11 protein-coding genes and 1 tRNA gene are annotated in these 12,239 nt (G+C 46.4%); 4 read left to right on the forward strand and 8 right to left on the reverse strand.

What is annotated here, in order from left to right:
• The first annotated feature begins 81 nt into the window (after nt 1-81).
• Nucleotides 82-513 (forward strand): leucine-rich repeat domain-containing protein, encoded by a 432-nt coding sequence (locus QUA57_RS06005; protein ID WP_333060491.1) that lies wholly within the window; start codon nt 82-84, stop codon nt 511-513.
• Between the two features lie 205 nt (nt 514-718).
• Here QUA57_RS06005 and QUA57_RS06010 read toward each other — a convergent pair whose 3' ends face one another.
• From QUA57_RS06010 to psbX, 5 genes are all read right to left on the reverse strand, one after another.
• Nucleotides 719-1,336, reverse strand: coding sequence for a pre-peptidase C-terminal domain-containing protein (locus QUA57_RS06010; protein ID WP_333060490.1), 618 nt, complete (start codon nt 1,334-1,336; stop codon nt 719-721).
• A 132-nt stretch (nt 1,337-1,468) separates the two neighbouring features.
• Nucleotides 1,469-2,920 (reverse strand): DVUA0089 family protein, encoded by a 1,452-nt coding sequence (locus QUA57_RS06015; protein ID WP_333060489.1) that lies wholly within the window; start codon nt 2,918-2,920, stop codon nt 1,469-1,471.
• A gap of 110 nt (nt 2,921-3,030) precedes the next feature.
• A complete protein-coding gene (locus QUA57_RS06020; RefSeq protein WP_333060488.1) occupies nt 3,031-4,155 on the reverse strand; it encodes a redoxin domain-containing protein in 1,125 nt (374 codons plus the stop codon).
• 352 nt (nt 4,156-4,507) lie between these two features.
• On the reverse strand, nt 4,508-5,317 hold the full coding sequence (locus QUA57_RS06025; RefSeq protein WP_333060487.1) for a Ycf66 family protein: 810 nt from the start codon (nt 5,315-5,317) through the stop codon (nt 4,508-4,510).
• 281 nt (nt 5,318-5,598) lie between these two features.
• Nucleotides 5,599-5,718, reverse strand: a complete 120-nt coding sequence (gene psbX / locus QUA57_RS06030; protein WP_333041933.1) for a photosystem II reaction center X protein — start codon at nt 5,716-5,718, stop codon at nt 5,599-5,601.
• 124 nt (nt 5,719-5,842) lie between these two features.
• Between psbX and QUA57_RS06035 the strand changes: the two genes are divergently transcribed.
• Nucleotides 5,843-6,127, forward strand: coding sequence for a YggT family protein (locus QUA57_RS06035; protein ID WP_006634856.1), 285 nt, complete (start codon nt 5,843-5,845; stop codon nt 6,125-6,127).
• 107 nt (nt 6,128-6,234) lie between these two features.
• On the opposite strand, the gene accC is transcribed toward QUA57_RS06035, so the two are convergent.
• Nucleotides 6,235-7,590 carry an acetyl-CoA carboxylase biotin carboxylase subunit gene (gene accC, locus QUA57_RS06040; protein WP_333060486.1) on the reverse strand — a complete coding sequence of 452 codons (1,356 nt, stop codon included), beginning with the start codon at nt 7,588-7,590 and terminating at the stop codon, nt 6,235-6,237.
• Between the two features lie 228 nt (nt 7,591-7,818).
• Between accC and QUA57_RS06045 the strand changes: the two genes are divergently transcribed.
• Nucleotides 7,819-7,902, forward strand: a tRNA-Leu gene (locus tag QUA57_RS06045).
• Between the two features lie 178 nt (nt 7,903-8,080).
• Nucleotides 8,081-8,305, forward strand: coding sequence for a helix-turn-helix transcriptional regulator (locus tag QUA57_RS06050; protein ID WP_333060485.1), 225 nt, complete (start codon nt 8,081-8,083; stop codon nt 8,303-8,305).
• Between the two features lie 68 nt (nt 8,306-8,373).
• Here QUA57_RS06050 and QUA57_RS06055 read toward each other — a convergent pair whose 3' ends face one another.
• Nucleotides 8,374-9,870, reverse strand: coding sequence for a hypothetical protein (locus QUA57_RS06055; protein WP_333060484.1), 1,497 nt, complete (start codon nt 9,868-9,870; stop codon nt 8,374-8,376).
• Nucleotides 9,867-12,239: CHAT domain-containing protein (locus QUA57_RS06060; RefSeq protein WP_333060483.1), on the reverse strand; the 2,373-nt coding region annotated here is incomplete at its 5' end. The genes QUA57_RS06060 and QUA57_RS06055, both read right to left, overlap by 4 nt.

A 12,239-nucleotide genomic window follows, 5' to 3' on the forward strand; every position in this document is an offset into this window, starting at 1 on the left:
TTATCATTATTGTTCCATAATATTTCTGCAGAAAGAGGTATTGACAAAATCTACTCCTTTCTAACTTGTTACCAATGATCCTTGACTAACCTGACTTCGCTCATCCTCGATGACAATCAACTCAACGACATCAAACCGCTAGAATCCTTGACTAACCTGGCTTGGCTCTCTCTCACCAGCACTCAAATTAGTGACATCAAACCGCTAGAATCTTTGACTAACCTGAATTATCTCTACCTCGATAACAATCAAATTAACGACATCAAACCCTTGCAGTCCTTGACTAACCTGACTTTGATCGACCTCAACGGCAATCAAATCAGCGACATCAAACCGCTAGAATCCTTGACTAAGCTGACTTCGCTCACCCTCAACAACAATCAAATCAGCGACATCAAACCCCTAGAATCTTTGACTAACCTGACAAAACTCTATCTCAGTGGAAATCCGAGCGCTCCCAAAACTTGCCCTCTCAAGCCAGAGTCTATTTGTAATTGGGAACCCTTAAGTTAAATACCAAATGTTTACAGTTCCGAAATTTAGAGGCACCAGATTATGATGCTTATAGTTACAGACAAATAAATAAATTTAGTTCATCGGTATAGTAAGCAGCGTGTTGTAGAAGTAATTCGGTCGCTCGCAGTTACTTGTAGTGCGATCGTCCTTAAATTATAGGGACACGGCAATGCCGTGCCCTGACTCCGAAGTTTCGTTCAAACTAATTTCGAGTTGTTTCACGGACGGTCAAACTGTACTTGCCTCTACCTTTTGGAGGCGGATCGTAAGCATTGACAATGACGCGATAGCGACCGTTGGCAGACAAGGTAACAGTAAGCTCTGAATTGGAATTTTGCTGCGTTGCATCATCATTTTCTCCAAGTAGCTCGCCCTGGGAGTTAAAAATAGCGAGATAAGTATCAAATTCGCTACTTTCTACGGTAATAATCACTTTTTGACCCTGAGTGCCTTCAAAGGTATACTCGTCGTACAAACTGCTGTCCGAGGGCAGTACAGAAGACTTAGCAGGGCTGAGTTCTCCGTTTTGCTCTAAAATGACTTTAGATGAACCGGCATCAGGACTCGGTGGAGGTTCTACAGTGGGGCTCTGAGTTGGCGAACTTTGTGGTGATGGCGACGGGTTGGGACTTGCTTGAGCTAAAACACCCTTGTCAGCAGGCTTCGCATCAGTTAAATTTTGAGGAAAGTCTGCGGAAATGAGGGTGGAACTGCTGTTAGCAACACCTGAATTTGAAAGTGACAAGGACAGAGCCGGCTTGCCAGAAAAAGTAGCTACCAGAGCAATTGGCGCAATCGCCCAAAATCTAACTTGACGCATGAATTACCTCGGTTTGCAACGAAGAAGGAAGGAAGAAGTCAGTAGCCAGTAGTCAGTAGTCAGTAGTCATGAGTTATTTGTTAGGTGCTACCAATGCCCAATGCCCAATGCCCAATGCCCAATGCCCAATTTTCACCGGACAGTTAGAGTGTAACGACCCCGGCCAGAAGCATCGTAAGCATTAACAATTACGCGATAGCGACCCGTAGCGGGCAAAGTAACGGTCAGAAACGCATTTTTAGTCGAATCGCTCTCATCGTCATTTTCTGCCACTAATCGGCCGTTAGGGTCAAAGATAGCGACATAGGGATCGAAATCTGTACTTTCGAGGGAAATGGCTACAGACTGACCCGATCGACCTTCAAAAGTATACTCGCGATACAGACTGTTGTCAGACGGCAATACTGGGCCGCCTGCGACTAAAGCGCCTTCTTCTTGCAAAATCGCCCGAGAAGGCGCGGTAGGAGCACTCGCTTTCAGTTGTAACGTATAAGCCCCTGACTGCTTAGCTTGGTATGAATTTGCCACTAACGTGTAAGTCCCGTCTGCTGGCAGCCTGACTGTAATTCTGGCGTCTTTACTGCCTGCCCCGTCATCGTCTTGCGCGATTTCGCGCTGGTTGGGCCCGAGCAAAATTAAATAAGGGTCAATTTCTTGACTTTTCATTTCTATTGTGATTTGCTGGCCCGCTTTTCCCTCAAAGGAGTAGAGGTCAAAAAAGCTGTTGTCGGTGGGCAGAACGCTAGACTTGTCGGTGAGGAGGCCGCTAACGGCGGGCCCGTTTAACGCAACTTTTTGAGGTGATTTGTTGCCACCAAAGGGCGATCGAGCTTGAGCCACGCGGGGGGCTCGCCCTTCTCGCACGGCTGTCAGGAAAGCTGGTACTTTGTCTGCTGAAATTGCAAAACCGATACCGATACTGCCACCGCCCCGACCGCGAGTAAAAATAGAAGTATTGACGCCGATTAATTCTCCTGAACTGTTGAGAAGAGGGCCTCCTGAATTGCCGGGATTGATGGCGGCGTCGGTTTGAATTAAGCCCCGCTGCTGGTCGATGCGGCTGACGATTCCGACTGTAAAAGTACCTTGAAATTGACCGAATGGATTGCCGATCGCAAATGCTTGTTGCCCGACTTTCACCGAACCGGGACGGGCTAAAGGAATGGTGGGCAAATTGTTTTGACCGCGAATCTTCACCACGGCTAAGTCTAGACCTTCTTCGCCGAATCCGATAACATCGGCGACCAGTTTTCTGCCGTCTGACAAAATGATATTGACGGTACCGCCGGCGGACACAACGTGGGCGTTGGTTAACACCATGCCGTCGGGGCTGATAATTGTGCCACTGCCGTTAGATTTATCTGTATCGACTGTAACAACCGCCGGACTGGCCTTTTCGTAGACTCGAATATTGGTTTGTTCTTCGACATTTTGGGCGATCGCGCCCTGGGAATGCACCGAGTTAAATTCCGTTAAATCTGTTGATTGCCGCACAGGAGATGTCGTAACAACCGCAGCAGCGCTGCCTGCAACCCCAACCGTTAAAATTCCCGATACTGCTAAACTTAGAAGTTTGAAATTCATGGCGATCGATTTAGTATTTAGCGATCGGTAGCTAGGAATTAGGTTTTGTGGCTAACCGCTAACTACCTTCTCTAATTATTTTAGGACTTGCACCACGGTAGTGACCTGCCTCACGCCGGTTCTCCCATTCGGGAATCTGAATCAGCGGCTAAATACTTAAAATTAGCTTCTCGTAGCGCAGCGTCCTCATTGCCGTAAAAAAAAGACAGCAAAGCAAAGCGCTGACCACTAATCACGGCAGTGGCTTCATGCAGCAAAGAACACGAAAAAATAATCGCCGTGCCAGAATCGCCTTTATAACCGTGCGGCGCGTACTCTGGAAAGCGTAAAAATCCCCCCGTGTACTCTCCCACATTCAAGTTTAGCGTCATCGCAAACCTGCGGTGCAGGGTAGCTTTGCTAGTGTTGTCGCGGTGCGGCCGAAAATAACCGCCGCTGTCAGCATCGTAACAACCTATCAAATACCGTTCAAACCTAGTAATTGTAAACTGAAAAGCTTTCTCTACTTCCGGCCGCACCCGGCGCAGAATAATCGCATTCAATTGTCGCTGGAAATCCTCGTCTTGAATAAAGAAATCTCGGCGCTTCTTAAAAGTGTCGTCGTGCAGGCCAACTGTTTTCCCGCCTATTTGTCTCATAAAGCCGGAAGGACTACCACCGTGAGTTTTGTACATATCTATTAAACTGCGGCAAGATGCTTTGTCCAAAACGTTAGGAATTACCAACACCGGGGCGTGCCGAGTGGCCGCTCGGGCTTCCTCAATGGGGGGCAAAGTTTTGAGAAAATCTAATACTTGTTGGGCGTGTTGGTGCGGTTCGCCCATGGGCAAAATATTAATTACCTGAAGGTTTTCGTTGAGAACAAAAGTTTGTGGTGCATAGTGAACTCCGGCAACTCCATTTTCTTCGACATCTCGGAAAACAGCGTACTGCTGACTGACTTTTTTATCTAAGTCCCAGAAAAAGATGAATGACGGAGCAATTGTTGTTGGTCTGTTTAGTTCTTTGTCTGCTGGGTCAACGCTGACTCCGAACCTCGGTACTTGCAAGCTTCGGAATTCTTCTGAGAGCTCTTGAAAGCTTTTGAGGATAACTTGGATTTGTTCAAAAGCTGCGCTGGCAAAGAAAAACAGGACGACTCGCCGGCCGCCAACAGTCGGGAAATGAAATAAGGGGTTATTTGTAGAAGGAATGGAAAACCAGGGAGCCGGATCTCCTATTTCGAGTAATGGCATCTTGCTGATTTAAGATTGGGGATTTTATATTTAGATTATTATGCTGTCGATTAGTTCCACAGGTTCGGTATGTCAAAATAATTTTAAAAAAAATTAGCTTTTATATCATTTCCGGTTACACCGCAATGATGTTGACTGTTGACTGTTGACTCGAATTTACTATTCCGATGCTAACGGATTTGATATTATTTGTGTATATCTCCGTTGGTTTGGGGTTTCACCCTCGCAATTTACAGTCTTTTTAATCACTTTCATATCTGAGAATAAGTAGATGGGCATCAATAAACGCAACTTATTTTTTTGCCTGCGGGCACGAGAAAAGTTTAGTTTCACCCATCTACTTAGTGTTTGCCTATTTGTCGAAACTGGGGGAATTATCCGGTTGGTCTTCCGGGTATTCTACAGGTCGATACTCCACGTAATCTGACGGCGGTGCTTCCACGTCGCGGTTGCTGGGGCGAGACCTGGATGATTCCGTAGGACGGGGTTTTTTGGTTCTCGGCGGCGTATCGGAACTGCGGTTTTCCGAAGCAGGGGGGCGACTGCTGCGGCTGCGGGTCGGTCTTTCTTCGGGGTTGTCTGAAACGTCCCAATTGTCAGACTCTTGGGCAGGCGGGGCTTCTGGGCGAGAGGGACGTTTGCGCGAGGCTCTATCTGCCGAATCGGGCCTGGAGGTGTTAACGCTGCCGTTGCGATTCGAGGGGCGGCGGCGGGGTTCGTCGTCGTAGGCTTCCCGAGAGGAACGGTAGTCTTGGCTGCCTCTAATCCGGGGACGCTGCGGATAGTCTTCCTCGGGTTCTAGCTGTTCCATTTCAGGATCGTAGCCGTCGTAACCGTAGGCATTGCTGACCGGTCGCTCTTCATCTACGTATTGGGCGCGAGTTTTGGCTTGGGCTGTGGTCGCTCCTCGCAATTTAATGCTTTCTGCTGCAAAAAATATGGCGGAACCAGCGAGCAGAAATTGACCGAATGCCAGAATGGGATCGAGCCGCCATCCTTGAAATAACAGAATACCGCCGCACAGCAGGCCGACTGCTGCAAAAAAAATATCGTGGTCTCGGGCTAGTTTGGGACGCCACGATCGCAGAAAATACAGTCCTGCCCCTGCTACTGCTAGGATTATCCCTAACAGGCTGCTCCAGTTCAATCCTAAATTGACCATTAGCCTATCTCCTATGTCTTTCCTATGTTAGCGAGTTAGATTTTACATCTATCATTAAGTCTGTCAGCCCGACTGTGCTTTCTGGGGCAGCGTCCGGTCAGGGTTTCAGCTTGGGAAGTGAGTATAATAATGAGTTTAACGGGAAAAAACCTCAGCTTGGCAGTCAACTGAAGGTTTTGCCTTGACAGTTGCTGGCAGCCGAGGTTTCTCGAATCGGGGAAATGCCCGACTTGTAGCCCAAAATTGACTTACAGCGCCGGACTTAGAAACCCGCTGACTTTTTAGGTGCGCTTGATTTTGTCTTTTTGGCTGATGAAGATCAGGGCGATCGTTGCTGGAATCACTACCACTGTCACGCCCACCAGCAGGCTGTACAAAAAGTTCGCGAGAGAAGGAGTCATAGATTCAAAGCCTTTGTTACAACAATTTGATTTTTATTAATTTTATACTTTCGATCGCACCTGTCAAACGGTTAAAATTATGAATGGCAGACTTAACAAAACTTAAAATTTCGAGATAAGACCCATGACTGGTATTACCGTTGCAAGTTGGATTCTGGGCTCTGTCCTAGTTGTGATGACCTTGCTGTTTATTTTTCGGATCGTCTTGACTTGGTATCCCGAGGTGAACCTGAGCAAGTTGCCGTTGAGTCTGATTGCTTGGCCGACGGAACCTTTTTTAGCCGTAACTAGAAAGATTGTACCGCCGATCGGCGGAGTGGACATTACGCCGATTATTTGGGTGGGTATCTGTAGCTTGCTGCGAGAAATGATTCTCGGTCAGCAAGGGCTGCTGACGATGATGATGTAATAGTTCAGTTGGCGGGCATCGGCCAAACAGGGCATCGGCCAAACAGGGCATCGGGCATCGGTCATGGATTAGTTGCCACCCACTGCCAACTGCCAACTGACTACTGACTAATGACTGTTTTGGTTCAAGAACTGTTCGACGAAATTCGTGTAAACTTCGCCGTTGAGAAACTCGGGGGAATCGAGAATTTTTTGGTGGAAGCTGAGGGTGGTAGGAACGCCGGTGATGGCGCACTCCCGCAATGCCCGTTTCATCCTGCGGATGGCTGTCGGTCGATCTCGCCCCCATACAATTACTTTACCGATTAAAGAATCGTAGTAAGCGGGTATTTCGTAATCAGTGTAAACGTGAGAGTCCATCCGCACGCCGGGGCCACCGGGAGGCAAATAACCGCTGATTATGCCGGGGTGGGGTCGGAAATTGCGATCGGGATCTTCAGCATTGATGCGACACTCGATGGCGTGGCCGTTGAGAATTACTTGGTTTTGCTTGATTTGCAGCTTTTCTCCTTGGGCGATGCGGATTTGTTCGGCTATCAAGTCGAGGCCTGTAATCATCTCGGTGACAGGATGTTCTACTTGGATGCGGGTGTTCATTTCCATGAAGTAGAACTTGCCCGATTTGTCAAGCAGAAATTCGACAGTACCCGCACCCGTGTAGTTGATGGATTTGGCGGCGGCGACGGCGGCGTGACCCATTTGATCTCGCAGTTTCTGGGTGAGGGCGGGGCTGGGGGCTTCTTCGAGGAGTTTCTGGTGTCGGCGCTGAATCGAACAATCTCTTTCGCCGAGGTGGATGACGTTACCGTAGTTGTCGGCGAGGATTTGGATTTCGATGTGCCGGGGTTTTTCGATGAATTTTTCGAGGTAAAGTCCGGGGTTGCCGAAGGCTGCATCGGCTTCGCCTTGGGCGGCTGAGAATAGTTTGGGGAGTTCGGATGCTTCTCTGACTAGCCTCATGCCGCGGCCACCACCGCCGGCTGTGGCTTTGATCATCACAGGATAGCCGATGTCGCGGGCGATCGACAAAGCTTCGCGATCGTCCGCCAGCAATCCCTCGCTACCGGGAACAGTGGGGACTTTCACCCGCTGCATGGTTTCTTTGGCGGTGGATTTGTCGCCCATCGCCCGCATCGCCGCAGGAGAAGGGCCGATGAAGGTAATTTGATGGTCGGCGCAGATTTCGGCAAATCGGGCGTTTTCCGCCAGGAAGCCGTAACCGGGGTGAATGGCTGCGGCGTTGCGCGTCAGGGCGGCCGCGATGATGTTGGGGATGTTTAAATAGCTTTTGCTGCTGGTGGGGGGGCCGATGCAAACGGCTTCGTCTGCCAACTGGACGTGCAAGGCGTGTTTATCTACGGTGGAGTGAACGGCGACCGTGGCAATCCCCATTTCCTCGCAGGTGCGCAGTATGCGGAGAGCTATTTCTCCCCGATTAGCGATTAAAATTTTCGAGAACCCCATCTTCGCTGCTTAATTCACTCAATATTCTGTACAATAATGCCTTTCGGTATGTTCTGGATAATCGTTTTGCAGAAATTGTTCACAAAAATTTATTTTACATTTGGCTGGTAGTGGTGCTATGATTGTAAATCGGCGGTGCAAAAGGGCAAGTCACAAGTTAAATGTCAGGAACCTCAACCTGTGAATCTTTAACTCGTAACGCAAAAATCCCGGAGATTGCCAGAAAGAGCGGATGTGGCGGAATTGGTATACGCGCACGCTTGAGGTGCGTGTGGCATTATGTCCTTGCGAGTTCGAGTCTCGCCATCCGCATTGAATATGTAAAACAACTGTTGACAGTTTTTGCTGTTGGCAGTTGTTTTATATTGAGTGGTTTTTCTAGAAATTCGATTGAGTTTTAGATCGGATTCTCGAAAACTCGATCGAACTAACCATTCTTTAACTGTCGATCGACAATTGTGTTTAAATTAAAAAGATAGATACTTATCCTTTGTCAAGTAGAAGGGGGTTAGTTAGGTTCCGAATCCGAGAGTTTGCTGAGGAAAAAGGATGGACGCTAAAGGATGTTGCCGATCGATCCGAGGTTCCGTACAGCACAGTCAGGCACTATGCTCGTTCGGAAGGACTAGCAACGGTTGATATCACATCAATTCAAAAAATAGCTCGCACGCTGGATGTTTTGATTGAAGAGTTAATGGATGTTGTCAAAGAGTAAACAGATTTATCAGTAAGTCGCGCGAATATGACTGCGAAAATGTAATTAACAAAGAAAGCAGAGGGCGATTACACATCCCCAGAGGGAAGTTGATTTTGGGGACTAGGTAAACTTGTCTGCTGATTTGATGATTTACGATTGAGGTAGCGTTTAGTGACAAACCAAGCCAACCATCCCAAGCCTCCACCGGATAAACAACTAAGTACAACGGCAATAATGAAGGGATGCGGCGGTAGCAGAGGATGTTGGGGAGAAGGGAAATCCCAAGGTTTTTCGATTAAGGGGTAGCCGGCTGCTAAGATTCCGGCAAAGCCGACTCCGACACCGATGCCGGTACCGACTGCTTGAATCGTGTTTTGTAAATTGCGCTCTTTTTCTTTTTCTTTTTCCTCTTTTTTCTGTAAAGTTTGTTGCAGTTGGCGATCGGACTTGGCTTGTTCTATTTCCACCAAACCCCGCAATGTATTGATAAATTCGCCGATCAAGTCTTTACCCGGCTGGATATAACTGAGGTAGGTTTCTATTTGGTCGAGATAGCGCTTGCAGGTATTTTCCCCAAACTCTCGCCAACTGGGAATATCGCCCGGTTGCCAGAATTTTTGTAAGTAAGTTTGATAGTTGAGCTGATTGGTTTTGATTGTGGTATAATGCCCTTGCAGATTTCGCAGTTGCCGTTGATACTGCATAGATAGTTCTGGCATGGATTCCAGAAGTTTTTGCAGTTCTTCTAAGGGCTTATCTTGCTTGAATTGTTTAATCTTTGCTTCTAGTTCGCTGTAAGCTTTTCTGGCTTCACTGTAACTTTTTTGCGCTTGTTGGTAAACATATTCAATTTTGTGGCGAGTCAAGAGTGAGCTAAATAAATCGTCATAAACAGAGGTTACATCTGGAGATATCCCTTGATTGTCGATCCAAACTAAAATCCGATAGAGTTTATTGCGTTGATTGGGTTGGCTAATTTCATACTCAAATAGGGGAACTTTGAGCAAGTTACCTTGAGCGACTAATCCAAATGTAAAGTTAGTGTTTTTGAGCAGATTTATCACTAATTCATCAGCTACGCCTTGACATTCTGTATCAGGTATTTCTGTTTGTCCGTAAAGCCAGATGGTTTCACCGAGAGTGTTTTCCGAACATTCTAAGAAAAGGCTGCTAGGTTCAAATAAATCGATTTCTGCTGCTGCAATATCTCGCTCATTATTGGCGGGAGATAAAGTTAGATCGAAAGCGTAGGTATCATGCCATAGAAAGGGTTGCAGATTCCCGCTAATCGCTAATTGATTTTGGTGAATCGCAGTAAGTGCGATCGGCAGTTGTTCTTTGGTTAGCCATTGATTGATTAAATTTAAGGTTTTTGTCTGATGTTTGAAAGCCTGGGATTCTTCATCAATTTCGTAGCAAACTAATTGAGATTTTAAATTTTTGAGTTCAGTGAAAGGTAGTTTTTCACTTAGTTTAATCAGATTTTCCCAAATAAAATCGGCTGTAGGTGAAACTCGATCTGGAGGTTCAGCTAAAGTCTGATTGAGATGGAAATAACAAACACTGATACTAAAATTTTTCATGGAGAAGACGGCGGATATTGATTGGCTTCAGGAGGCTTTTCCGCAGCTACAGTCAGATTTTCTAGGGTTTCTTTCAAAATTTGACTTTGCTGTCCCGGCTTAGTGGGTGATTGCCCTTTATTGGGTAATTTAACTTCCTCTGATTTCATCACGTTAGCCCTGTATTCAAACTTAATTGCTGGCTTATCTTGCAGCCAATTTTCAATTAATTCGACATTATTGTCATCATTGTCTGTTAATTCAGCTTTGAGAGAAGCTAGGGCATATCTCAAGTTAAAATATAAATCTGATTGAATTAATTGCTGGAAAATTTCTATTTTGTTGCTGCTATTAGTCATGTTTTGCTCTCCTTTGCCAGCCGCACAGAAGCCGGCCCAATGAAAGGGATTTTGATAGATTTTAGCACAGACTCCTTGAGTTTCTTTGTCTTCTTCCAAGCAATATTGGAAGATTCCTCGCCACTCAGTGTCTAGGAGGTGACATTGGTTTGTCCAGTCGAGGAAGCCTTGGATTTCGGTGTCTCGCATCCAGATTTGGGCTTGGCTTAATGCTAGGGCGAATTTACCGGGTTGGCGGTAGAGGTTTTCGTAGGTTTTGATCAGTAAAATTGCTGTGGAAAGGGCGTTTACTGACCACAGACTGACGTATAAACTGGGACTACCAGCTAGTAGGAAACCGCTGGTGAGGCTGATGTATTCGTCGGTGTTGTCGAGTTGGACTTGTCCGGTTTCGCAGGCGGAAAGGGTGACTAAGCTGCATTGACTGAGGTTGAAATAGCGGATGATTTCTTCTAGGGTGAGAGTACCATCATATAGTCGTAAACCCGATTTTAGGGGTTCGTTGCGATTGAAGGAACCGTGACAGGAAAAGAACAGATGATGGCTGTCGGCGACTTTTTCGGCTATTTCTAATGTTGACTCGGATTTTTCGCCTTTTTTGGCATCTTGTTTAGCAAAAATTTCTGGGCTGGGGAAGATATTTTTGATGCTTTGTACTTCCATTTCCGCAGCCGTTAAGTCATTTGTGGGGTTTTGAATGGCCAATAACTTATCGAATTTACCGCGTTTGTATTTTTGGACTTGGTGCAATAGCTGACAACTGGGGGCGTAGGAAACTCCATTATCGAAGCAGTCAACGAGACAGGGATTCAGGGGGCAATTTTGGTTGTTTGGGTGAAAGCGCTGCCAATTTTCCCTACTCACGGGGAGGGCGTGGAGAGGGAACAGGTGCAAGTAGCGGTGGGGAATCAGGATGAGTTGATCGCAGGTTTCGGGGATGTTTTTAACTATTTCATCAATGTGGAGAATTTGGGCTAGGTTTGCTAGTTTGGTTTCTAGGCTATTTTGCCATTGTTGACGGTTACTGTAATAATTTCCTAAATATTCATTTACCCAATCAATTAGTTTTTCTAAATCTTGGGGTGATGATTGCCAAAATCCGATCCCCCCTGCCCCCCTTAATAACCATAGCCTTATTGAGGGGGGCTGGGGGGGATCGTTCGCGATGATGAAAGCACAAAAACTCTGGCGCAAAATGTACCATTCTACAATGGCTGTTTTTTCATCGGCTAACTTCTGAATTTCACCAAATTTGAGAGGTGTATAGGGATATTTTGCAGCTAAATCTTGGCGCAGTTGGTTGATGAAGTCATAATTTTTTTCTTCAGCTTGTTTTAACCGTTGATTTTCTTCGGCAATTCTCAGTCTTAACTGTTGCAACTCTTGGCGCACTTGGGGGGGAATTTCTCCTTTGGGATACAAATTTTTAACCGATAGCAACTCAATTAAGTTTTGCCCCTTGGAACGTTCGGCATATTCCACAGCTTCGGTGTAGCGTTGCAGTTCGATGCAAACTTCTACCATGCCCAGATAAAGTTTATTCCATTCTTCGGCTAATTTCTGTTTGGTTTCATCCCCAGATTGAATCTCGCCCCGTAAAAATTCTACTGTTTCAATCGCTGCGGCATAGGTATCATAAGCGAGTTGCCATTGCTGGTTACTTTTGTAAAGATTACCTAAATTAGATAAAGTCACTGTATGTTCTTGTGGGAAAGCCTCGCGAGTTCTAATAGTTAAAGCATTGTGATAAAGTGCGATCGCAACTTCGATATTCTGAGCTTTCTCTCCCCTGATTCTTTTAGTGTAGGCTGCTGCCAGATTATTTTGCGTCAGAGCCCATTTTTCGGGAAAGGCATCGCGGGTGTAGACGGTTAATGCATCAGTGCAAGATGCGATCGCCAGTTCGATATTCTCTGCTTTCTCTTCGCTGATTCTGTAAATGTAGGCTGTTGCCAGATTATTTTTCGTCATAGCCCAATCTTGGCGAAAGGCATCGCTGGTGTAGACGGTTAATGCATCAGTGTAAGATGC

This window comes from Microcoleus sp. Pol7_B2 (assembly GCF_036701035.1).
Lineage (GTDB): Bacteria > Cyanobacteriota > Cyanobacteriia > Cyanobacteriales > Microcoleaceae > Microcoleus.